Raw genomic sequence first — 21,622 nt, 5'->3', positions numbered from 1 at the left:
AGTGTGTACGGGCAGCGCTTCCTTTCGCTCATGCAGTGCATGGATTATGGAATTGACGTCGCCTGTGCCGATGCCGGCCACAATACCGCACTCACGCAGGTGCCCGCGCAGGGCATTGATAAGCATAGTGCGCCGCGCACCATCAACTCGCGGCGCTCGTGCAACATCAGCACGGCCTGCTGTTCCGCGGTCTTCACAGCAAGGAATCGCATCGTTGGCCGCGTCACCGCCCCGTAGATCGCCACTGCCTCCGCCGCGCCAGTCTTGCGGCGCTTTACACATGTGCGGGTGGCATCAACCGAACCTCAGTAGGCGCCGGCGGAACCCGGCCTTGTGCGGATGTGGATCGGCGTGAATTTCGCTGGGCACATGGAGGCCTTGCGAGTGGATATCGAGCAGTCAAAAGAGCCTCGTATGAGCGCTCGCCGAGATGGTGGAGCGGTCGTACGGGTGGAACGTCGCCGGCACTGGAGTGACGAAGAGAAGCTGGCGATCCTGAAAGAAACCACGCAGCCCGGCGCCATCATGGCAGTGGTGGCGCGTCGGTACGGGATCGGGACCGGTCAGCTCTACACCTGGCGCAAGCAATTGCTCCGCGGCGCGATGGCCGGGTTCGTGCCGGTTGAGCTGACGCCCGCCGAACCGCTGGCCACGCAATCTGACGCTGGCCGGATCGAAATTCGGCGCGGCGGTGGCTTCACGGTATCGATCGACAAGCTGGTTGACAAAGAGACGTCAAGATTGGCGCTCGAGGTTATCGGGGAGCTTGAACGTTGAGTTTGACGCTGCCGCCGTCGGCGAAGATCTATCTGTCGCTGGCGCCGTGCGACATGCGCAAGGGATTCGACGGACTGTCGGCGCAGGTGCGCAACATCCTCCAGCTCGACCCATTCTCCGGCGCCGTATTCCTGTTCCGCGGGAAAAGAGGCGATAGGTTGAAGGCACTGGTGTGGGACGGGTCAGGACTTTGCCTCTATGCAAACTAACTGGCTTCACACTACAGCCCTTCCATCGAGATCGTTGCACTTTGTTCGCTAAGCCGACGGACGCTTTCAGCACGATGTGTCAGTTGGTTCCATCGGATACATTGTTTGGCCGGGACGTGCGGCCCCGGCGGTTCATAGAGGCCCATATAGCCATTGTAGGCGTGACGATTGATGATGCCGTACTTCGCCCACACCTGACCAAGGTGGCTTCCGAGATTCCGAGTTTTGCGCAGGCTTCCGCCTTTGTCAGCATACCACGGTCGCGCAACCGGTCGTAGCGAGTGCGCAGACCATACTGTTTGACGAGGTAGATGACGCGCAGGTCGGTAAACTGCGCATTGGCCTGGTCACGCCGCGCAGAGCCACCGGGACGGATACCTTTCGCATTCAGGATATCCTTGATTTCGGCGCAGATATGGTCGTCGAGAAGCTTGTCGACCAGGCCCACTACCTCCGGTCGGGTCTTTACCTGCTGGGCAGAAGATTTGGGGTTCTGAGTGGTCAGCGTTTCGGTCCTCCCGCCTCTGAAGCGGATGTGGACGCGGGTTTCTCCCTCGGTGGGGAACTTGAGCAGGGTGACGTCCTCGACAAGGTAGGCCAAGAGTCGCTTGCGTTCACGGTTCGGCAGGGTTGGATCGTACCAGACCGTTTTAAAATCGGTCGTCATGGCGATCAACCGATCGTGGATTGCGTCGTCCAGCTTCAACTGGCCTTCGCGCAGAGCACGCTCTCTGTCTTCTTGTAGCTCAGTCAGCGAGCGCAGCTTGTCGTTCCATTCTCGTTCCAATGTGTCGGCAACCAGGCGGTTGTTCGGATCGACCAGCATGAAGCGGCGCTGCGCCAGATCGGCTTCAATCCGGGCACGCTCGACAGCGCGGAGCCGGAGGTCATCCGCTTCGCCATGACGACGCTCGATCTCTTTCCTGATCTCCAGCGCCAATTCTACAGCGGCGGGCGTCATTTCCGCTGCGATCAATTCGCCGATTGCTGCGTCAATGGGCCACCCTGCGATCGACTGACAGTGCGGTTCGCCGCGAGAAGCAGAAGCGCGGCTGCACAGATACCAGGTATCCACCTGACCGCGCCGGTCGGCGTAGCGGGCTCTCATATGACTTCCGCAACGTCCGCATACAACGCGCCCTTGCAGCAGGGCCGCGCCTTCGCGGGGCGGCGAGGCGCGCACGGTCTGATAGCCTCGACCATTGGATTCGAGGACCCTGAGGTTGTGCTGGAACTGATCCCAACTTATGTAGCTGGGGTGGGCATCCGGGATGCAGGCAAGCCAATCTTTGGGATCACGCTTGCGGAGCTGCTTCTTCCCATCGACAGTCCGGCGGTAAAGCCGCTGCCCATAGGCATAGACACCGGCATAGCGAGGATTGTGCAGCGTTCGCATGGCGGTCGATGCGGTCAGCGGTTGGAAGATCACCTGCTTACTATTGCGCACCCGAGACGGGAAGAGCAGGCCTTCCCTGGCGAACGCCTTGACTGTCTGCGAGGCCGATCCGACCCGCGAGAACGTTTCGAAGAAGTGGGTGATCATCTCCCGGATCTGGGCGTCAGGATCGAGGACAACATTGCCAATCTCATCGTAGAGGAAGCCGGTTGGCAGGGGGCAGCGATATTCACCGCGGCGCACCTTGTTGAGGATACCACCGCGTAACCGGGCTTTGATGACGTGCAACTCGGCTTCACTCATGGTGCCCTTGAGACCGAGCAGCAGGCGATCATTGAAGTTGGCCGGATCGTACACGCCATCCTCGTCGAGGATCAGTGTGTCGGCCACCCGCGCGCCCATCTGGCAGGCTATACCGGGATCCTCCAGGTCGACCGGTATGCCGGCTTCAATGCCCTGTTCGAGGAAGGCCGGATGGACAAACCCATGACCCGCGCCAACTGCTGGGTTCACGCACGCCGGGAGTTCTTCAAGCTCGTCGATATCAGGCAGCAACTCAAGCGCCGGAAGAAGGGTGCCGCGCCGCTCGTCTCGCCGCTGGCGACCGAGGCGCTCGAGATCATTGACCGGCTCTTTGCCATTGAGCGCGACATCAACGGCAAGCCTGCCGCCGAGCGCCTAGCCGTTCGCCAGGAATTATCCGCGCCCATCGTTGCCGAACTCGAGACCTGGATGCGCGAGACACGCAGCAAACTGTCTCGTCACGATGCCGTGGCCAAGGCCATCGCCTATCTCCAGAACGACTGGGACGGCTTCACCACCTTCCTCGCCGATGGCCGGATATGCCTCTCCAACAACGCCGCCGAGCGTGAGCTGCGCAGCGTGGCCCGGGGCAGAAAGGCATGGTTGTTCGTCGGATCGGATCGTGGCGGCCAGCGCGCTGCGATGATGTTCAGCCTCTTCGGTACCGCGCGCCTCAACAACGTCGATCCGCTCGCCTGGTTGACTGACGTACTCGCCCGGATCGCCGACATACCCCAGAGCCGCCTTCACGAACTCCTCCCTTGGCACTGGAAGGCCGCTCAGCTGCAGCTCACACAGGAAATCGCTGCCTGAACCGTTAGACCGAGGCCTTGCGGTTTGCGCAGAACAGTCCATGAAATAGCCGCTCGCAGCGCTCACGGCCGGCTGAGGTCAACATTACCGACTTCGCCTTGCCCACGGGATTGTTGATCAATCCTCGCTTGTGCAAGCGTCCCAGCGCATCCCAATCAAAGGTCTTCCAGGCTCGACAAGTCCCTGACGTCCGATCCAGGTCGTGCAGCGTCAAAAACATCAGAGCCAGAACCGCCTCATCAATCCGGTCGGTATCGATATCCTGCTCGTCCATAGGCAGCTCCTCGCGGCGCTGCCGATAATCTCACATCTTGACCACCAGCTCCACTGCGTCCGCTATCGGAGGTGGGTTCAACGGGTGGCGGGCTTTACCGGATTGGTAGGGACTGTAACGTGGCGTCTCTTTTACGGGTAAGAGCTTTTGCGAAGCATTGGTGCCTGCTTTGTCAACGGAAGCGGCTAATGGGACAAATGAGTCTTCAGCAGGCAGAATTATTCGGCCGCAAGTCCTTGGAATTCATGACATTAGCCGAATATTTTTCATTGCCCCGGGAGGCCCGGCATTCTGGCCGGCGGCAAGCCAAATCTGGCAACTGTAATTTTTTCTTGATTTCCATCACTACATCCCGGCAGCATAGCACCCGAAATTAATTAGCAGGTAACTGATGCGACAGACTTGAGCCAAATATGGCTGAGGACGTTACCCATAATAGGAGAGAAAATGGCAACCAAATCTTTAATGTTCGATTATTCTGGTGTGGGATTTCGATTTGAGATTGGTGCTGATGAATATATAATTTCAGATAATATAGAGAATACGGGTAATTGGGAAGAAAATCAGTTATCGCTTTACCGGGAATTGATTGGAGAGAATGGCGTTTTTGTCGACGTCGGTGCAAATGTCGGCATAAATAGTATTTTTGCCAAACTTTCCCAACCCAATTCGCGCGTTATTGCTATCGAACCCGAGCCACGAAATTTTGCTATTCTTTCTCGAAATGCTGCAGGTAGGAATATCGAACTCCATAACCTTGCTATCGCGGACAAGCCGGGAGAGATGGGCTTCGAGGGGACGGGGACCAATGCGCATCTTTCGATTTCCGGCAACGCAGTCAAAGTTAAGTGCGTTACTCTCGACAGTTTTGCCAAGACGATCGATCGCATAAACCTCATGAAAATCGACGTAGAGGGTTTCACCGATTTAGTGCTGGCAGAGAGCCGGGAGGCACTCTCACGAACGAACAATGTTATTATCGAATTCTCCTACGGCGACACCGAGCGCCGTTTAAAGTCAATGGGTGTAAAATCTCCGAAACAAGCAGATGTAGTGATACACTCAGAAGAACTATTTGAAAATTTAAAACTTAATTTCAGTCATTTTTACTATATATCTCGTAGAGACGGCCTAGTTGATCTCTTGGAGACGAAAGACCTATATGAGATCATGTTTGCAGAAGCCCCTGTAGGAGACATTTTGGCCACGCGTAGCCCTCGGGGGGATGCGATAAGTGCTCTCGCATTTGCTTTCAGGCAAGTTTGCCAGTTGCTGTCGCAGAATCATATGCGCATGACAGATGCTCAAGCTCTTACCACGAGGATTGATCAGCTTGAACAACCCGTCGAAGCCAAATTGATGCTCGTTCGCCGAGGTTGACAACAACACAGGTTGTTGAGGCATCGTCCGATTTCATGCGGACGATGCTCCTTTTTATATTGGAGCATTTTCTCTTACCGAGAAGTCGACGCAGTCGACGCTTCGTTTGCCCTTGCCGTCAGACTGTTCGCCTAGATCATTCACATTTTGCCGTTCAATCTCCATCGGGAGGATAGGCACCGGGTTGAAAAGGCAGATGACCACTCCGTGTGGAAACTGCTCCGGGTATGCTCGCGCATAGCTCCACGCGTTGCGACGCAAGTTTGGCGGGTGGGCGGCAGCTTGTCACAAGCTGTTGCGTCGGTATGGAGAACTCCATGGACTCTGCCCGCATCACAAAGCGAAAGCTCGTCTACGACGATTGGTACAAGCTCTACCAGATTGTCATCCAGCTTCCTGACGGCGTGCTTACGCCGCGCCACCTCCTAGATAGCGGCTCAGCTGTAGCAGTATTGCCGTACGATCCAGATCGGCGAGTCTGCATGCTAATCAAGCAACCGCGGGCACCCGTGCTGGCAGCTGGTGAAGCGTCTCTCTATGAAGCCATCGCTGGACGTTTAGATGGTGCTAGCCCTGAAGACCGCATTGTGGAAGAGGCTCTGGAGGAAGGCGGTTTGCGCCTTTCAAAATTTTTGGAACCGATCACAAACATGTGGTCGCTGAGCCCGCTCTCGACCGAACGGGTCCAGCTCTACCTATCAACCTATCGTGCCGACGATCGGGTAGCCGAAGGCGGTGGCGCCCATGACGAAAACGAAGCGATCTCCGTTCATGAGATAAGTCTCGATTCGCTTCGTCAGATGGTGCTTTCCGGTGAGTTGACCGACGCGAAGACGCTCATCCTCGCTCAAGCGCTTCTCCTGCGTCATCCGGACCTATGGAACTGACGTGGGGCAGAGAGTGTGCTCAAAGATGGTTAGACACAGCCCGTGGGACGCCGCAGGAACGCGTGGGCAGTTCAGGCACCGGGGCCGGCGGAAATCCCCTACGCCATTCGATGGTGCTGTAATTATGACATAGAACGCGCCGTCGGTATCGACGCCATCGCCGCTTTCTGAGCCATAAAAAGCACCAATGATCGCGCCGTAGAGAACTCGTATCGGCTGCTTTCAGGTAGCTCATCTGAGGAGAGCGATATTTTTCTGGTTCATGCAGTCTACATATTGGATTTTCGCCATCTACTCAAGACGACCCGGGATAAAGTTATAATATAGATTTAATGAATTTAATCGTCGGTAAGCATTGTAAGGTATGGGTTATACCCCGACAGTTACGATTTGCTTGTACCGTCTTTCACAAAGGCCTGCGCTTACTTCCGTTAATGTGGTTTCATCCCGTCGACGATCGTAAAGCTGGGTGCCCTTGTTGAGCTGTGGTTTGCCGTGGCAGCAGCGGTCTCCAAGGTACCGCCATTTTTGAGAAATGTCGTAACGCCGCGGCAGGCTTGCCGTTGATGCCGCGCTCGATGGCAAAGAGCCGGTTCGATGATTTCGCGCGCTTTACTCGCCAGCAGCGAGATCAGCGGCGTAGCGCCCTTTTGACGGCGTTTGAGTTGCTGCCTGATATCGACGAGCTTGGCGAACTTCCGGGCGCGTGAACCCAGCAGTTGGGGCGGGTCATGGGGTTGTCCGCTTGGCCCTACTCGAACAGAGCATTGAAGCCAGCATACCGGTCGACCTAGGGGTGCGGATTCCGATGATCCCGGTCGCCTGTTCCAATCTGATCCCGGCCATCATTCCGATTTGATCCCGGCCGGGTAGAAGCCAGATCGTTTCGCTTGATGGCATTAGGGATTGACGGTGGTCAAGCGGCGGTTTGGGTCGCAGGCCGGCGCATGGATTCACCCTCGAGTTCGAGGCGGTGTGCATTGTGAACGAGGCGGTCCAGGATGGCGTCGGCGTATGTCGGATCGTTTATGGTCTGATGCCAGCGGGCCACGGGAAGTTGGCTGGTGACGAGGGTGGAGCGCTGACCGTAGCGGTCTTCGAGGATTTCCAGGAGATGATGGCGGGCGTTGCCGTCGAGCGGCTGAAGGCCCCAATCGTCCAGGATCAGTAGCTCCACCCGGGCGAGGCTTTTCAGGCGGGCGGCGATACGGCCGTCACCTTTGGCCAGCGTGAGCTCGTCGATCAGCCGCGGCAACCTCGTGTAGAGAACCGAACGATTATCACGGCAGGCCTTGTGGCCGATCGCACAGGCCAACCAACTTTTGCCGATGCCGGTCGGGCCGATGATGGCCAAGTTCTCGTGCCTGGATATCCAGTCACCGGCGAGCAGCGTTTCGAAGAGCCGGCGATCAAGGCTGCGGCGTGTTCGATAATCAACATCCTCAGGCACGGCGCGGTGCCGCAGTTTGGCGTGACGCAGGCGCAAAGCGAGGCGTCTGTCATTTCGGTAGGTGGCCTCGTGGTCGAGCAGCAGCGCCAGCCATTCGGCATGGCTGAGGCCATCTGCATCGTCGTTGCCTTCCATCTCGGCGAAGGCCTTGGCCATGCCGGCCAGGCCAAGCTGGCCCAGAAGGTCCAGAGTGGGATGCTTCAGCATTCTTGCTCCTTCAGTTGTAGTAGCTCGAGCCGCGGATGTTGGAGTGGATGATCGGCTCTTGCTCGGGGGATTGGGGAACAGGCACCTGATCGAGCCCCTTCTCGAGGATCGATTTGACCGACGGATAATTGCGCGCCTGGATTTCCAGCGCGCGCAGCGCCGCGGCTTCGAGCCGCTGGGCACCGAAGCGTTTCTCGAGCCCGATGATGCCCAAGCATGACCGGTAGCCCTGTTCGGGATGGGGCTTCGCCTCGATGACCTTCTCCACCAATAGGGACAACATCGGCCCGATCCGGCTTGCCTCTTCGCGGATCTTTGCCGGCGTCCATTCGCCGTAGCGCCGATGGCTGGAGGGCATGTGCTCGGGGACCGTAGTGTGCCGGCCATTCCCGCTGCCGCGCATGTGCACGGCGATGCGCTCGCCTCCCAGGAAGATCTCTACCGTGCTGGCAGTGAACCGAGCTTCGACCTCGCGGCGGGCGAAGCGATGCGGGACGGAGTAATGATGCCGATCGATCGCGATATGATAATCGAGCCCGACGCGGCAGCGGCGCCATTCGGCATGAACCCACGGCTCTGCCGGCAGCGGCTTGAGGTTTGGAACATCGACTTCGTTGAACAGCTGGCGGCGTGTCTTGCCGAACTGGCGCAGCACCCGCCGATCATTGAGATCGGCAAGGCATTCGGCGATCGCTGCGTTCACCTCGGCGAGGCTGTAGAAGATCCGGTTACGTAAGCGGCCTAATAGCCAGCGCTCGACGATACCGACGCAGGCCTCGACCTTGGCCTTGTCCCGCGGCCTGCGCGGCCGGGTCGGCAGGATCGCCGTGCCGTAATGCCGGGCCATGTCCGTGTAACTGCGGTTCACCTGAGGATCGAAGTGACAGGCCTTGATCACCGCCACCTTGGCATTGTCGGGCACCAGCAACTGGGGCACGCCGCGGAAGAAGGCGAAGGCAGCATTGTTACCCGCGATCCAGTCAGGAAACTGCTCGGTCCACGTCGCCAGCGCAAACGACAGGCTCGATCCGCCCATCACGGCGACGAAGATGTGGGCACCGCGGACTTCCCCGGTCCGCCGGTCCACCACGACCGGCACCGTATCGCCAGCGTAATCAAGGAACAGCTTCTCGCCCCCGGCATGGCTCTGGCGCATGACCAGCGGCAAGCGGCCTTCCCAGCGGCGGAACAGATCGCAGAATCTCGAGTAGCGATACCCGTCCGGATGCTCGGCCCGATACTCCTCCCAGAGCACCTGCAGCGTCACGTGTTTGCGCTTCAGTTCGCGCGCTACCACCGGCCAGTCCGGCTCCGGAAGCTTGCGTCGTCCCGGCTTTACGCCGGAGGCGCCATACAAGCGTCCCTCCAGATCTATGTCGCCGATCTCCGACGGAACCGGCCACGCCAATCCCGAGCGATCGAAGCGCACGATCATGTCGCGCACTGTTGATCGAGCAAGGCCAGTCAGTCGGGCGATCTCGCGCATCGGGACACAAGCCTCCCGATGCATTCTCATTACTTCGCGCACATGGCGCATCTTCGGCCTCCTCGTCGGCATCTCCATCCTCCGGCTGCTGCGCCGATAAGATGGACCCAACGATCGGGCTTCTCACTCCCTCCCGGGTGGCCGGGAATTGCTCGGAATGGTGGCCGGCATCATCTCGGAATCCCGGCCGGGATCAAATCGGAATGGTGGCCGGGATGACCCCGGAATCCGCACCTAGGGGATCCCGGCATAGCCTGTAAGGTGAGGGCGAGCATGCTCACCTCTGCGATCGCTTGAGTAGTCGTATAGCGCCGCCGGCGGAGCCGTGCCGCCGAACGGGCGATCGTCACGCACATAAACCCATATTCGCGCCACTCTGGTCTCGAGCTTCGCCAGAAGCGGGGCGGTGGTGTCGTCGGCATGCAGGTGATCTGCGGCAACCCATGAGCTTCCAGCAGCACGCATAAGGGGTTTACCGCTACGCAGATTGCGCCGATCTGATCGCCAAGGATCAAAAGGCTCAAGGGGATGCCTTCGGCCTCTAGCCTGTCCCGCTGGCTGTTGGGGAGCTGATGCAGGCCGTGCTTCTAGAAGGCAAGGTTGGTCAGGAAGTGCGGCTCGAACATTCCGCTCGGGGTTACGTGGAAGGGCGCGGATGGCTGGCTGATCTTCTCGTACTGGCGGCAGGAGCCCTTCTCGCGCACGGTCTGGACCACCTTGTACCGGGCCGGAACGCGCTTGAGCGTTCCGGTGACCGCCGCAGGCAGATGGCTCAGATCGTCCGAGCCGCAGCACGGACACAATTCCGGCGCGGGGATGACGACCTGCTCGCGCGGGAAAGTCGCGGCGGATGGATTGCTTGCGGATGAGCGCCTGGACCGTGGTGGTCTTGGCAGCTGCGATCTAGCTGGGCAGCTCGGCCTCGCTGGCATTGGCCTCCAGTTCCTCGAAGGCCAGTTCGAGCTGATCCAGCAGGCGCCGGCTGCGCTCGGAGCGCGCACCATATTTGTCGCGGCGCATCCATTCGTTCATCAGTTCGAGATGGGCGTTGCGGCCAGCAGGTCGGAATTGATCGCCCAGACTTTGGCGACCTCGGCCTCTGTCACCAGTACCTATTCACGCACCATGGCAAGTTCGGCGCGAAGCTGCACAACCTCATCGGCTGCGTTGCTGGAGACCATGCGCGGATCACAACCAGCAAGTCCTCAAGAACCCACCATCTATAAAATTTTGTGTCGGTCCTACTGCCGTTTTGACGGGGCCGGCATCACCCGACCTCCGTCGGGCGCCAGGTCTCCTGCGGGTTGCGCCAATCCACGCCTTCAAGCAGGCACGCCATAGCGAAAGCCGAGATTGCGGTCGTCCCGTCCTTTGTTGATGGCCAGACAAAAACACACTCTTTCCAAGCGTTTTGCATATAACGACATCTTAAGTCCGTCATGCCACGAGATCTTGCACAGCGAACCGCTTCTTCTCCTGAAGACGTACAGATCGCCGCCACGGGCGTGGGCACGGAGCTCTTGTCTTCCAGCACGGCAGCTTCGATGAGGCCATGGCCTTCCCGCGACGAGCGCCGCGCTCAGCTTGCGCCGCCAGGTATAGACTAACGCAGCGGAAACGTCATGCCGCCGAGCAACCTGCGCGACACACGCGCCCGGCGCAAACGTCTCTTCCAAAATACGCCACCGTTTCTCAGCATTCCAGCTACGGCGGCGTTCAGGCCCGCCGAGGACCGTGTTCCGGCCGCAAACACCGCTCCTGAATTCGCAAATAACTGCGACCTCAGGACCGATCCGATATCCTGCCGGCAAGGCGCCGCTCTGCGGATACGTACGCACAGGACACCGCTTACTCTGGATCAGAACTATGCCGCCGCTTCACCGGATGATTGTCACTCTCCTGACGGTAGGGCGGCTGCGAATGCAACGCCCTGCCGTCGGATTCTTGGAGATCGCTCTCCAGCGCCCACCCAAATGGTTTTCATTGGACCGCCGCGAAATGCCACGCCGATCTACCGAGAGCGGTTCCGATCCGACTACATTTGGCTCGGCCTCTCTAGTCTTCAATTTGTTACATTTTCCGATTCATCAGGCGACTTCACCTGATGAGAAACCCTCTAGCGATTGACGGTCTCCAGTACGCGCTTGTTGAGCGTGGCGGCCCGGTCCAGCGTAGCACTTTCGGTATAGCAGCGTAATTCAGGTGCGTTGCCGCTTGGGCGCAGGTGAATGATATCCCCGCCTTCAAACGTGATACGCAAACCATCGGTCTTATCAAATGCGGATGCCGGACCGGCCAGTCCTCCGAACATCTGAGTCGCTCGCGCCAGCACCTCAGCCTCGTTGCCCTCCTGAAACCGCGCGAGCAGTGCCTGACTTTCAGCGGTCGGAAAATCTTTCAGGCGATCACTAAACGTGTAGCGCGGCGGCAGCGCGGCCTGCAGCCCAGAGAGGGTTACATTCTTCCGTTGCGCGTCGGTCAAAATCGCAAGCATGGGCAGCACGGCATCCCGTGTAGGGAGCGCAGGCAGCTTCCGCCCATTGGCCGTGACAGGCGTAGCAAGCAGGAAACCGCCGTTCGCTTCGTAACCGCAGACCGAGATCGATTCATCGTTCAGGTCATTCATCGCCTCAATCACAAACGGCGAGCCAATGCGGGTTCGGCGCGTTTCACGGAACGCATTTGATAGCTCAAGCGCGGTATTGCAACTCACCGGTGTCGCTACCGCATCAATGCCCAAGGCTTGGGCGCACAAGATACCCATTACATCACCGCGCATCCACGCGCCGGTCTCGTCCGCCAGCAAGGGTCGATCGGCATCACCATCGGTGGAAAGGATCGCATCAAGGCCAAACTCAGAAACCCACTGGGAGGCCAGAAGTTGATCCTCGGGACGGATTGCCTCGGTGTCGACGGGAATGAACGTCTCCGAACGGCCAAGGCGAACCACCTCACCACCCAACTGGCAAACAATCTGTACCAGTAGATCGCGACCAACCGCAGAATGCTCGTATATGCCTAGCTTTTGGCCTTCCAGAGCGTTTGGCCCGAAGAAGTTGACATAACGAGCAACATAGCCGGTTTCGACGTCAATCAAGTCTCCGCAATCCGATGAAACTTGGAACATGTCCGCTTCGTCGAAGATATCTGGAAGCACCACGCTCTGCGCGCGCATCGCGAGTTCATCAGGCTTGAGTATCTCGCCATCGACCCGATTGAACTTGATGCCATTGCGGTCATCTGGAATATGGCTGCCAGTGACCATCAGCGAAGGTATCCCCTCCGAAAAACCATAGGCGGCAACCGCCGGTGACGGCACAAAGCCACAAAACGCAACCTTTCCCTCGTTGTGCCGGATCGCTGCGGCACACGCCGCCAGAATGCTCGGTGTGGAAGGTCGCAGGTCTCCCGCGATCGCCACCGCCTTGCCAGGCGCGAACTGTCCAATGCTCTCGAGGTGTTTCAGGAAGGCGCAGGTATAAGCGAAGCACACAGCGTCGGTCATCGCACTCACCAAGCCGCGCGCGCCGCTTGTTCCAAATGCGACGCCTGAGCTTTCCATCAAATCGGCGATGGAGACGGTGCGTATCATGATCTCACTCCGCGGCCTGCATTGCTGCATTTTTTAGCGCTTCAGTTACCTTGCGCACCTTTTGGGATTCGCCACGGCGCAGGATCATCACCTCGCCTCCCGAAACAACAACAATCAGATCGTCGACGTCGACCAGCGTGACACGGGGTCCATCGGTGTGGACTAGGCAGTTAGTTGCCCCCAGCGGCAACGCCTGGCCGCGCACCGCATTGCCGTCAGCATCCTTTTCACTGATGGCATGCAGAGAGTCCCAACTGCCAACATCAGACCAGCCCATGTTGACCGGCACGCAAGCAACCTTTGCCTCACGCTCCATGATGGCGTAATCGACCGAGTCCGACGGACAGTCATGAAATGTCTTCGGATCGGGGGAAATATGCCTGCCACTGCGCTGGGCGCCTGCAAGTGAGGCTTGAACCGCCGCCAGCATCTCGGGCTGATGGCGAGCGAGAGCGGCCAGATAGGCCTCGGCGCGGAACAAGAAAATGCCTGCGTTCCAGGCGTGACCGCCCTGAGCCAGCATTTCTGCCGCCCGTTCAGCATCCGGTTTTTCGACAAACCGGTCAACTTCGTGCACCATCTCGGCGCAAGTGGCGCCCATCTTGATGTAGCCGTACCCGGTTTCTGGGGAATCTGGCGTGATGCCAAAAGTGACGAGCCAACCTCGCTCAACGAGCGTCAACGCGCGGGAGATGGCCTCATGGAAAGCAGGCAGATCAGCAATCGTGTGATCGCTCGGCATGACCAGCAGAGCATCCTCCGGCCCGGCCTCAAGCGCAGCGAGCGCGATCGCGGGAGCTGTGTTACGGCCAAATGGCTCCAGCAGGACCAAATAATCCTGAATGCCGGCATGCTCGAGTTGCTCGTCAATGATCGTGGCATGCGCCGCATTGGCAACGAGGATTGGGCGACCGACCTGTCCCGCCGTACAACCTTGGGTCCGCAGGATAGTGAGCTGGAGCATGCTCTGCTCTGCGGTCAACGCAAGCAATTGCTTCGGGCGTTCTGGCCGCGATACGGGCCAGAGGCGAGTTCCCGACCCGCCGGACAAGACAACAGGAACGATCTTCGAGGTGCTAGTCATATAACTCACAATGCCGAGAGGGTCGCGGCTATGAACCGAAACTTGGAGAAATTCTCTCTAAAACAAGCGTCAAGCCTATTTAACAGCGTTCCCAATACTGACGATGGAGAAAGCCGTTGACGAAATGACCGTGACGAATTTCTGGATGTCAATAAGCGGTGCATTGGAGACATAGAGTACGTCTTGGTTCTGGATGTGGAATCCCTGCGCGACGAAGAAGGTCGCCGGATTGGACATGTCCACACGATAAATCACCGGGACCTTGCCGTCGGGCGTCGTTCTGGTTGCCGGCGTCACCAAGTCACCGAGAACCGCAGGGTCTTCGAGCCTGAAAATGAAAACGCCTTTAACATCGGCACGGTTGTCTTGGAGGCCGCCGATCCGGCCTAAAGCTTGGGTAAGGGTAAGGCCAGTGGCTTCGAAGTTGATTTCCGCGTTGATATTGAAAGCGCCCAGCGCCTGAAAGCTATAGGGCTGATACAAGGCAGTGATGACATCGTTCGGCCGTAAGAGGATGTTTTCCTGAGGCTTGCTGATCACTTCAGCCAAAGGTTCGGAGGCGACGACGCCGCCTCGCGAAACCTGGATTGTCATCTTGTTTACCGGTTGCTTCACTCCGCCCACGCTTGCGATAGCATCGAGCAGGCGTTCGCCCTTCGTCGTGAGCGGCATCAAGCCGCTTTTGTCCACCTCGCCCACCACCGTCACGTTTGCAGCTTGGTTATTGGCAATCCGCACAATGACCTGAGGGTCATGCGCCTTACCTCTGAGGCGCAGAGTGATTTCCCGCGCAATGTCGCGCGGAGTACGACCAACCGCGGTGACGACTCCTACGAAAGGCACCATGACCTGGCCGGAGCTATCGACCATCTGTTCCGGAATGTCAGCCGAACGCGCCATAGCAGGGGCCGTTGTAACGTTCTCTGCCAAACGGCTATCTACTGATAACGTACCAAAAAGTGCAGCGGGTGGAGCTTCCCATATCGCTATATCGAGAACGTCGCCGGGACCAACGATCTGTTGCCCAGTCGCCGTATCTCCGAAGACCTCGTTGAAAGTCTTCGGGCGACGATTTTGGAAAACCTGCCGGGCCACCTGATCATTAAGATCTACCAGCATGATACCGGCAGCATCGCTTTCGACACTCTTTACCGACCTCGCTGAAGGGCCGGAACTTCCCAATGACGTACAGGAGGCAAGGAGGAACGGTACGGTCAGCAATGCTGCCGTTTTGATCCAGCGACGATTTCCAATGCAGTTCAAGTCAAGCCTCTCGCGTCTGATCCGCGGCCTATAAGCCGATCGGCAAACCACGACCAGTGGTTTGCTTCAGGCTTCACGCAAATCAGCGTGATGCTCCAAAAACCAGCGGTAGGTCTGCCTCACGCCTTCCTCAAGCGATATTCTTGCCCTCCATCCCATGGCCGCGAGTCGGCTGACGTCCATCAGCTTGCGCATCGTCCCATCGGGCTTGGTGGCATCAAAGCCGATGCGGCCCTGGAAGCCGGTGACTTCAGCAATCAAGCTCGCCAGTTCGCCAATTGTAACGTCATGCCCGAAGCCGACGTTGATATGACTGAGCATTGGCTCCGTGTTTGCGAGATAGGTTTCCTTGTCGAGGTCCAACACGAATAGGGAGCCGGCTGCCATGTCCTGCACATGCAGGAATTCGCGTCGCGGAGTCCCCGTCCCCCAGATGACCACCTCGTCGCGCCCGTCGTGAGCCGCCTCATGGAAACGGCGCAACAATGCCGGTAGCACATGGGAGTTTTCCGGGTGGAAGTTGTCACCGGGACCGTAGAGGTTGGTCGGCATCACGCTGCGATAGTCGGTGCCGTACTGCCGGTTATAGCTCTCGCAAAGTTTTATGCCCGCAATCTTGGCAATCGCGTAGGGTTCGTTGGTAGCCTCCAGCGTCCCGGTCAGCAATGCATCTTCGCGCATCGGCTGCGCGGCATCACGCGGGTAAATGCACGAGGAACCGAGGAAAAGCAAGCGTTCCACTCCAGCCGCATAGGCTTCGTGCACCACATTGCATTCCATCATCAGGTTTTCGAAGATGAACTGAGCGGGGTAGGTATTGTTTGCGAGAATGCCGCCCACCTTAGCGGCAGCCAAGATCACCGCATCTGGACGTTCGGAAGCCATGAAGGTGCGAACAGCACGCTGATCGAGCAGATCGAGCTCCGAACGCGAACGAGTGATAACGTCATCTCCGCGAGCGGCGAGCTGGCGCGAAATGGCGCCTCCCACCATGCCCCGGTGCCCGGCAACGAATACCTTCATGGCCTTATACTCACCCTTCCGAAGCGACTGGAATTTCCAGACCGTGCTGCTTGAGCAGGGCATGCCGCCTAGCCGTCTTGAGATCCTCGGCCACCATTTCCGCACACATCTCTTGCGCGGTGATTTCCGGAACCCATCCCAACCTGTCCTTGGCCTTCGTCGGATCGCCCAGCAGGGTCTCGACTTCGGCGGGGCGGAAGTAACGTGGATCGATACGTACGATAACGTCTCCCACGGCCAGCGCAGAGGCCTTGTCCCCCTCAATGGCAGCCACCACACCCACTTCGTCGAGTCCACTGTTCTCGAAGGACAGAGTCACGCCCAGTTCGGCTGCAGACCATTGGATAAACTCACGGACAGAATACTGCACGCCTGTAGCAATCACGAAATCCTCTGCCACATCCTGCTGCAGCATCATCCACTGCATGCGTACATAGTCCTTGGCGTGTCCCCAGTCTCGCAACGCGTCGATGTTGCCCATGTAGAGGCACTGCTCCAGGCCTTGGCTAATATTGGCCAGCCCACGAGTGATCTTGCGCGTCACGAAAGTCTCGCCGCGGCGGGGGCTCTCATGATTGAACAACACACCATTGCAGGCATACATGCCGTAGGCCTCACGGTAGTTGACCGTGATCCAATAGGCATAGAGCTTCGCGACCGCATAAGGCGACCGCGGATAAAAAGGCGTCGTTTCGCGCTGCGGGATCTCTTGGACCAAACCGTAGAGCTCCGAAGTCGAAGCCTGATAGAAGCGCGTCTTCTTCTCCAGGCCGAGGAAGCGGATGGCCTCCAGCAATCGTAGAGTGCCGACGGCATCGACATCCGCAGTATACTCCGGTGCCTCAAAGCTGACGGCAACATGGCTCTGCGCGCCGAGGTTGTAAACCTCGTCCGGCTCGATCTCAGCGATCAAGCGGGTGAGATTGGATGTGTCGCTCAGGTCGCCGTAGTGCAGACGAAAACGCGCCGATTCCACATGAGGATCGGCATAGATATGGTCGATACGCTGCGTATTAAAAGACGAGGCCCGGCGTTTGATACCATGGACCTCATAGCCCTTCTGAAGAAGAAATTCCGCCAGGTAGGAACCGTCCTGCCCCGTGGCCCCGGTAATGAGAGCCTTTTTCTTTACCATAATACACTAGTCCACTATCTGAAGAGAGCAACTTGCGGACAAGTCCGTGATGGTGCCACTGCACAATCCGAACCGCCCGGTCGAGCCGATAATTTGCTATCCGGCGGAAAATTCGAACCGCTTAAAGCATACGGACAGCAAGCGAGTATCGGTCGGCAGCGTCGTCGCCTTGTCAAAACATAGGATGAGATCGTTTTCATCGCGCAGCAAATCCGCATCAAAGTCAAAATGGTAATCGGACCAGCCAGATGTCACCCGTCCTTCGAAAACCACCTGTTCGTTGAGCAGGATAGTGCACTGCACCCATTTGCCTAACTGCGATAGAGCCGAAGCAGCAAAGCGGGCCTTAACCCTCCCCTGCGCCACATCAAGGCCAGAAAAATGCAGTTCTGAACGATAGCCCAGCGCCCAACGCCACTCCTTTTCGGTACTGCTCCAGCCCCTGCCTCCAATGAACCGATCATCTTCTCGCGTAAGATCCAGCAGGCCCTCGCTTTCAAGCTCACAGTCCCGGGCAGGCGGCAAACTCACGATCTCCTCAGGCCGTGCCTCGCCGATTACGTCCAGCAGCTTTTCGAACGGCAAGTCTGTCAGCTGCGCAAGCAAGCTGAGATTGCGCGTCAGAAACGAGATGTAGGCATCAAGCGAGGCATAGTAGCTGTGCCACAACTCCTTGAAGAAGGCTCCGTGATCCATCTCGATGGCAGGGCTTGGCTGCACGCCATCAATCCAGTCAAGAATGGCAGGCTGCGAAGCCAGCCACTGCTTGCGCCCTTCCACAACGGAACGCCAGCCCAGCTTTGCCATCTGCGCAGCATGACTGCGAATCGAGATCGGTCGCGCGTGATTCTTGTCAAACAGGATGCCGTTCGACCAGTTGCTGACGTACTCGCTGTTGGTCGGTGCTCCGTGGGCGAGCACCAGCTTCCCTTCAGCCATCGCTTCGAGCAGGGCCATGCCGATGCCCTCGGCGACACGAGGAGCAACGAAGACATTGGCCCGGCCCAGACACTTGGCATATTCTGCCTTGTCCCTAAACCAAGTGCTCTGGGTATATTTGTACGGCGCATCGCGGCGCGGCTTAGGCGAAAAGTTTCCCGGAATGTCCGCGACATTGTGGACATGTATGCTGTCCACTTCGTTTCCGATCAGAGTATCAACCAGCTTGAAATCGATCCCATGATCGGGCCGGCGTTGCCAGAAGAACGCATGCAGCTCGTCGAAGTGGGGAAGTGTTGCCTCGTCCGCCGCTTCCGGGAAATAGCGCAACAGCATGGTCTTGCCGCCAGCCATACGGATGCGCTCATTGAGCACGAGACAGAAGTTGAAAAAGCGCGCCTTGTGAGCGAACAGCCAATGGATATCGGGCATGCCGCCCGAACCATCGAACATCGGAATGACGATTACCGACTTTCCCATCGACAGAAAGACGGGGGCCAGAAAATCCATCTGCCACAGGATGACAACATCCGCGCCCCTTGCCGCGCGCAGGACGCCCTCATCCGGCCGCTGTTCAGGCGCGAGGTAGTAGGTATCGACGTGAAAGCCCGTGCGAAGGACATCGACGAAAAAGTCTGCCGAACGCGTCTTCTTGTGAAAATGATGATCTACGAAGAGAGCTTTCTTCATCTCAGATCACCCAATCCCGATAGCTTGTCACAAGGTCCCGAACGAACCGACCCCGCGCCTGGCGCGCGCTTGCATACCGCCTGACCGGTGACTCCTTGCTGTAAGCGATGACCTTATCCGCCATTTCCGCGATGCTAGAGCAAACCGTTCCGGCACCAAAATAGCGCATCTGGTCGACGAACGCCGGACCTTCCAGCGCCAGACAATGACGCCCACTCAGCATCGCTTCGATCAGGACCGCAGAACCGCGGAATTGATAGACGTCATGAGCATAAGGCAGAAGAACGAGATCGGCATTTTCGTACATAGTCACCAGTTCCTCGGCAGGCAGCTGCGAAGGCAGGATTGTCGTTCCCGGGACAGCATAAAGCCGGATCAGATAGTCGATCTGATGTTTCAGATCCCGATCCGGCAGGACCTGGGTGCGGAAGCGAATCCGCATTTCGGGATCACGCTGGCGTACGCTGGAAAACAGATCCGCCAGATTAAGGAAACCTTTATCGTAGCGTGCAGAACCTGGGCAAATCACCGTAAAATGCTCACCTTCCGGAAGGGGAGACTGTTCACGCATTTCGATGTTCGCGGTAACCGAGACCGGGCGATCCAATTGCATCGCCAGATATTCTGCATAGCGCGGAGTCTCTGCAGCAAGCCTCACAGGGAGACCGGCCTCGCACAGACGATTGATGAGAGCCAGTGCCACAGTGAGAGGCTTAGCGTATTGCGCCGTCGAAGCGGTTTCCATAACGCCGATCAATCGGATCAGTAGCTTGGGACTGCCGGCCTCTTTCAACTCGTCAATCGCCTCAGCCAGCGCAAGCAGTGAGTAGAAGTCGATTGAAGGATAACACAGCGTGTCGGCGGAGCCGACTTGCAAGCGCTTAAGTAACCGCGTCAGGTCTTCTTTTGCCGCGACCGCCTTTTGGGCGTGCGTACGCAAGATCGTTGCATCCATTTCAGATTTCGGCAGAGGCATAGCGTCATTGTAATAATATTCAAACGCTTGCTCGATGCCGTAACGGCCGGAAATATCGTTAGGCAGCCGCCGACAACCGAAGCACAAGACTTCGTCATAATATTTACCGACAAATTGTTTGAAATTTTCCATAGCAGCCACATTATGGCCGTAAGGAAATACACAAACCGGATCACATATCAGCAACCTCGAAGAATATTCTGAAAATCCATCCTCAGTGGAGGAAAGATTTTCATTGAGACTTCCAATAATATCACCTGACATACACTAAAACCACCCATTGCGACTTTGACCGAACCAGCATGGATAAAATCTAATTTTTCGCATGCAGAAAAGCCTTCGCAAGCGCAAAACTCCTAGACGTTTCCACACTCCCGCGGCAAGCGGAAAATACGCGGATAAGCCTTACACCAACCGTTAGATTTTCAAGAAAGAAGCGGAGGCGGAGTGTCCGCCAGGAAAGATGAGGGGAGCATCGCAGAACCTACGCCCCATCCTCTTCACGGCACAGAATTACGATCTGACTAACTGCTTAATTTGGTGACCTCGACCCGCTGAAGCGTCGTCATCGACGGATTGCCACACAGGCCGAAAATTCGGAATTCCACCGCGCTCTCTGGATGGTCATGCGCAAATTCCATAGACACGCAAAAATTTGCCAACTCAATTCCAGACCGCTCCTGGGCCGCATATCGACGCGTGCCCAATTCGGACGCAATCTCAAAAAGAAACCGCGTCATTTTAGGCGCCTGATCCGACCTTCCGATGAATGAAGCGTGATAGCGACCAGCAGGGAGCGTCAAATAGGGACCAAAAACAAGCGCGTGATCTGCCGAGTAGATTGCCCCGAAAGTAATGCCTTCAGCCGTCTTGTGCGATCCAGGCCCTCCGGTGAGTTGCTCACCATGAATTTCCCATCGCTCCCGCTTCGGCACGATAGCACTTAATTCCCGAGTGATTTCGAAATCATCGACAATAGCATCTTTGATCGACGGAAGCATATGCCACTGATAGCTTCTCAATGCCTCAAATAAGGCCCGTCGCGGCTGTCCATCCATGATCTCCTTAACGCTTTCTACATTCAGGTTACCAAGCGGTTGGCGTCGTAAAAAATCATCACACTTGGCGAGGACCACCCCATCCCAATCCACGACCAAGATGTCTAAGAGATCCGCATCCCAAAAGCCGCCCGTAGCAGCGAGATTAACTCGCTTCGCGAGCGTTCGATCCGTAGACCTTGTCTGTAGGGGCAGGAACCTGACATCCGTCCCGCGACGCGACCATCGCTTCTTTAGTCGGGTAACCTCGTGAAGTTTGGCTTGATGCAAGGGTGTTGTCACAGCGATTTTCGACCCAAATCGCCGGATTAAATTATCTACATGCGGGAAAACATCGCGCGCTTTTAGCGGCGACATAAGCTTGTCGTATAATTCCGACGTTGCCGCCTCTACGTGTACAGAAATTCTTCTTACAAATTCAATTATATCAGAAACTCTATCAAATGTTTGCAAGTATTCCATTTGTTGTGATATCGATATTGTTATCTTGACGAATATACTTAGTAAGTTTTATCTTTTTTTCTAGCAGAGGATCTTCAAAAGGATCGCCAAAAACGCCAAATAATATACCATCACTCGCAGCTATATCACTCAAACCTCTGATTATTTTCATATATCTTTATGCTCATAAAGCCACGTTCAAGATGAGACGTTATCTTTTTGTATGTAGGGCAGTGCGG

Annotated in this window: 22 protein-coding genes and 2 pseudogenes; 6 read left to right on the top strand and 18 right to left on the bottom strand. The window is 57.2% G+C overall.

The window, feature by feature from the left end; translation table 11 throughout:
• Positions 1-65: 65 nt before the first annotated feature.
• Positions 66-278: pseudogene (locus ACZ1J6_RS19265) on the bottom strand (IS110 family transposase); the annotation flags it as partial.
• A 106-nt stretch (positions 279-384) separates the two neighbouring features.
• On the opposite strand from ACZ1J6_RS19265, the gene tnpA reads away from it, so the two are divergent.
• Both tnpA and tnpB read left to right on the top strand, forming a co-directional pair.
• Positions 385-777 (top strand): IS66-like element accessory protein TnpA, encoded by a 393-nt coding sequence (tnpA, locus tag ACZ1J6_RS19260; RefSeq protein WP_465127797.1) that lies wholly within the window; start codon positions 385-387, stop codon positions 775-777.
• Positions 774-986: an IS66 family insertion sequence element accessory protein TnpB gene (gene tnpB / locus ACZ1J6_RS19255; RefSeq protein ID WP_465127796.1), complete on the top strand. Its 213-nt coding sequence runs from the start codon at positions 774-776 to the stop codon at positions 984-986. Before tnpA ends, tnpB begins: the two co-directional genes overlap by 4 nt.
• Before the next feature lie 79 nt (positions 987-1,065).
• On the opposite strand, the gene ACZ1J6_RS19250 is transcribed toward tnpB, so the two are convergent.
• Entirely contained in the window at positions 1,066-2,529 is a 1,464-nt protein-coding gene (locus ACZ1J6_RS19250; RefSeq protein ID WP_465128278.1) for a recombinase family protein, read from the bottom strand.
• A 240-nt stretch (positions 2,530-2,769) separates the two neighbouring features.
• On the opposite strand from ACZ1J6_RS19250, the pseudogene tnpC reads away from it, so the two are divergent.
• Positions 2,770-3,498: pseudogene (gene tnpC / locus ACZ1J6_RS19245) on the top strand (IS66 family transposase); the annotation flags it as partial.
• Between the two features lie 4 nt (positions 3,499-3,502).
• On the opposite strand, the gene ACZ1J6_RS19240 reads toward tnpC, so the two are convergent.
• On the bottom strand, positions 3,503-3,772 hold the full coding sequence (locus ACZ1J6_RS19240) for a DUF6429 family protein (RefSeq protein ID WP_465127795.1): 270 nt from the start codon (positions 3,770-3,772) through the stop codon (positions 3,503-3,505).
• Positions 3,773-4,219: 447 nt separating this feature from the next.
• On the opposite strand from ACZ1J6_RS19240, the gene ACZ1J6_RS19235 reads away from it, so the two are divergent.
• The 3 genes from ACZ1J6_RS19235 (at position 4,220) to ACZ1J6_RS19225 (ending at position 6,749) form a co-directional block, all read left to right on the top strand.
• Positions 4,220-5,152, top strand: a complete 933-nt coding sequence (locus ACZ1J6_RS19235) for an FkbM family methyltransferase (protein ID WP_465127794.1) — start codon at positions 4,220-4,222, stop codon at positions 5,150-5,152.
• A gap of 317 nt (positions 5,153-5,469) precedes the next feature.
• Complete coding sequence (locus ACZ1J6_RS19230; RefSeq protein ID WP_465127793.1) at positions 5,470-6,039, top strand: ADP-ribose pyrophosphatase; 570 nt, start codon at positions 5,470-5,472, stop codon at positions 6,037-6,039.
• A 566-nt stretch (positions 6,040-6,605) separates the two neighbouring features.
• Complete coding sequence (locus ACZ1J6_RS19225) at positions 6,606-6,749, top strand: hypothetical protein (protein WP_465127792.1); 144 nt, start codon at positions 6,606-6,608, stop codon at positions 6,747-6,749.
• A 206-nt stretch (positions 6,750-6,955) separates the two neighbouring features.
• Here ACZ1J6_RS19225 and istB read toward each other — a convergent pair whose 3' ends face one another.
• From istB to ACZ1J6_RS19150, 15 genes are all read right to left on the bottom strand, one after another.
• A complete protein-coding gene (gene istB / locus ACZ1J6_RS19220) occupies positions 6,956-7,696 on the bottom strand; it encodes an IS21-like element helper ATPase IstB (protein ID WP_021235376.1) in 741 nt (246 codons plus the stop codon).
• 10 nt (positions 7,697-7,706) lie between these two features.
• Positions 7,707-9,233: an IS21 family transposase gene (gene istA, locus ACZ1J6_RS19215; RefSeq protein ID WP_465127791.1), complete on the bottom strand. Its 1,527-nt coding sequence runs from the start codon at positions 9,231-9,233 to the stop codon at positions 7,707-7,709.
• Between the two features lie 183 nt (positions 9,234-9,416).
• Entirely contained in the window at positions 9,417-9,647 is a 231-nt protein-coding gene (locus ACZ1J6_RS19210) for an IS66 family transposase (protein ID WP_465127790.1), read from the bottom strand.
• A gap of 122 nt (positions 9,648-9,769) precedes the next feature.
• Positions 9,770-9,985 carry an IS66 family transposase zinc-finger binding domain-containing protein gene (locus ACZ1J6_RS19205; protein ID WP_465127789.1) on the bottom strand — a complete coding sequence of 72 codons (216 nt, stop codon included), beginning with the start codon at positions 9,983-9,985 and terminating at the stop codon, positions 9,770-9,772.
• A gap of 100 nt (positions 9,986-10,085) precedes the next feature.
• Positions 10,086-10,214 carry an IS66 family transposase gene (locus tag ACZ1J6_RS19200; RefSeq protein ID WP_465127788.1) on the bottom strand — a complete coding sequence of 43 codons (129 nt, stop codon included), beginning with the start codon at positions 10,212-10,214 and terminating at the stop codon, positions 10,086-10,088.
• Positions 10,215-10,504: 290 nt separating this feature from the next.
• Positions 10,505-11,020, bottom strand: coding sequence for a transposase (locus tag ACZ1J6_RS19195; RefSeq protein ID WP_465127787.1), 516 nt, complete (start codon positions 11,018-11,020; stop codon positions 10,505-10,507).
• Positions 11,021-11,298: 278 nt separating this feature from the next.
• Positions 11,299-12,774 (bottom strand): phosphomannomutase, encoded by a 1,476-nt coding sequence (locus ACZ1J6_RS19190; RefSeq protein ID WP_465127786.1) that lies wholly within the window; start codon positions 12,772-12,774, stop codon positions 11,299-11,301.
• A 4-nt stretch (positions 12,775-12,778) separates the two neighbouring features.
• The gene (locus ACZ1J6_RS19185) at positions 12,779-13,858 is read right to left on the bottom strand and encodes a mannose-1-phosphate guanylyltransferase/mannose-6-phosphate isomerase (protein ID WP_465127785.1); all 1,080 of its coding nucleotides are present in this window, start codon (positions 13,856-13,858) and stop codon (positions 12,779-12,781) included.
• Positions 13,859-13,933: 75 nt separating this feature from the next.
• On the bottom strand, positions 13,934-14,977 hold the full coding sequence (locus ACZ1J6_RS19180) for a polysaccharide biosynthesis/export family protein (protein WP_465127784.1): 1,044 nt from the start codon (positions 14,975-14,977) through the stop codon (positions 13,934-13,936).
• A gap of 210 nt (positions 14,978-15,187) precedes the next feature.
• On the bottom strand, positions 15,188-16,144 hold the full coding sequence (gene fcl / locus ACZ1J6_RS19175; RefSeq protein ID WP_465127783.1) for a GDP-L-fucose synthase: 957 nt from the start codon (positions 16,142-16,144) through the stop codon (positions 15,188-15,190).
• A gap of 10 nt (positions 16,145-16,154) precedes the next feature.
• Positions 16,155-17,279: a GDP-mannose 4,6-dehydratase gene (gene gmd / locus ACZ1J6_RS19170; RefSeq protein ID WP_465127782.1), complete on the bottom strand. Its 1,125-nt coding sequence runs from the start codon at positions 17,277-17,279 to the stop codon at positions 16,155-16,157.
• A 96-nt stretch (positions 17,280-17,375) separates the two neighbouring features.
• Positions 17,376-18,908, bottom strand: coding sequence for a glycosyltransferase (locus tag ACZ1J6_RS19165; protein ID WP_465127781.1), 1,533 nt, complete (start codon positions 18,906-18,908; stop codon positions 17,376-17,378).
• Between the two features lies 1 nt (position 18,909).
• Entirely contained in the window at positions 18,910-20,148 is a 1,239-nt protein-coding gene (locus ACZ1J6_RS19160; protein ID WP_465127780.1) for a glycosyltransferase, read from the bottom strand.
• A gap of 260 nt (positions 20,149-20,408) precedes the next feature.
• Positions 20,409-21,404, bottom strand: coding sequence for an SPASM domain-containing protein (locus ACZ1J6_RS19155; protein WP_465127779.1), 996 nt, complete (start codon positions 21,402-21,404; stop codon positions 20,409-20,411).
• Positions 21,382-21,555 carry a hypothetical protein gene (locus ACZ1J6_RS19150; RefSeq protein ID WP_465127778.1) on the bottom strand — a complete coding sequence of 58 codons (174 nt, stop codon included), beginning with the start codon at positions 21,553-21,555 and terminating at the stop codon, positions 21,382-21,384. The genes ACZ1J6_RS19155 and ACZ1J6_RS19150 overlap by 23 nt, the downstream gene beginning before the upstream one ends.
• Positions 21,556-21,622: the final 67 nt, after the last annotated feature.

This window comes from Novosphingobium sp. BL-S-21 (assembly GCF_055521655.1).
The sequence above is the reverse complement of the archived record's forward strand: the minus strand, read 5'-3'. Positions and strand labels throughout refer to the sequence as shown.

Bases quoted from the DNA above. Each gene is read 5' to 3' on its own strand.
- ACZ1J6_RS19200 (WP_465127788.1), bottom strand. From the start codon at position 10,214: ATGAACGAATGGATGCGCCGCGACAAATATGGTGCGCGCTCCGAGCGC.
- ACZ1J6_RS19180 (WP_465127784.1), bottom strand. From the start codon at position 14,977: ATGCTGGTAGATCTTAATGATCAGGTGGCCCGGCAGGTTTTCCAAAAT.
- istB (WP_021235376.1), bottom strand. From the start codon at position 7,696: ATGCTGAAGCATCCCACTCTGGACCTTCTGGGCCAGCTTGGCCTGGCC.
- ACZ1J6_RS19155 (WP_465127779.1), bottom strand. From the start codon at position 21,404: ATGGAATACTTGCAAACATTTGATAGAGTTTCTGATATAATTGAATTT.
- ACZ1J6_RS19160 (WP_465127780.1), bottom strand. From the start codon at position 20,148: ATGTCAGGTGATATTATTGGAAGTCTCAATGAAAATCTTTCCTCCACT.
- ACZ1J6_RS19185 (WP_465127785.1), bottom strand. From the start codon at position 13,858: ATGACTAGCACCTCGAAGATCGTTCCTGTTGTCTTGTCCGGCGGGTCG.
- ACZ1J6_RS19235 (WP_465127794.1), top strand. From the start codon at position 4,220: ATGGCAACCAAATCTTTAATGTTCGATTATTCTGGTGTGGGATTTCGA.
- ACZ1J6_RS19210 (WP_465127790.1), bottom strand. From the start codon at position 9,647: ATGCGTGCTGCTGGAAGCTCATGGGTTGCCGCAGATCACCTGCATGCC.
- gmd (WP_465127782.1), bottom strand. From the start codon at position 17,279: ATGGTAAAGAAAAAGGCTCTCATTACCGGGGCCACGGGGCAGGACGGT.
- ACZ1J6_RS19150 (WP_465127778.1), bottom strand. From the start codon at position 21,555: ATGAAAATAATCAGAGGTTTGAGTGATATAGCTGCGAGTGATGGTATA.
- ACZ1J6_RS19230 (WP_465127793.1), top strand. From the start codon at position 5,470: ATGGACTCTGCCCGCATCACAAAGCGAAAGCTCGTCTACGACGATTGG.
- ACZ1J6_RS19190 (WP_465127786.1), bottom strand. From the start codon at position 12,774: ATGATACGCACCGTCTCCATCGCCGATTTGATGGAAAGCTCAGGCGTC.
- ACZ1J6_RS19250 (WP_465128278.1), bottom strand. From the start codon at position 2,529: ATGATCACCCACTTCTTCGAAACGTTCTCGCGGGTCGGATCGGCCTCG.
- fcl (WP_465127783.1), bottom strand. From the start codon at position 16,144: ATGAAGGTATTCGTTGCCGGGCACCGGGGCATGGTGGGAGGCGCCATT.
- ACZ1J6_RS19165 (WP_465127781.1), bottom strand. From the start codon at position 18,908: ATGAAGAAAGCTCTCTTCGTAGATCATCATTTTCACAAGAAGACGCGT.
- ACZ1J6_RS19240 (WP_465127795.1), bottom strand. From the start codon at position 3,772: ATGGACGAGCAGGATATCGATACCGACCGGATTGATGAGGCGGTTCTG.
- istA (WP_465127791.1), bottom strand. From the start codon at position 9,233: ATGCGCCATGTGCGCGAAGTAATGAGAATGCATCGGGAGGCTTGTGTC.
- ACZ1J6_RS19225 (WP_465127792.1), top strand. From the start codon at position 6,606: ATGCCGCGCTCGATGGCAAAGAGCCGGTTCGATGATTTCGCGCGCTTT.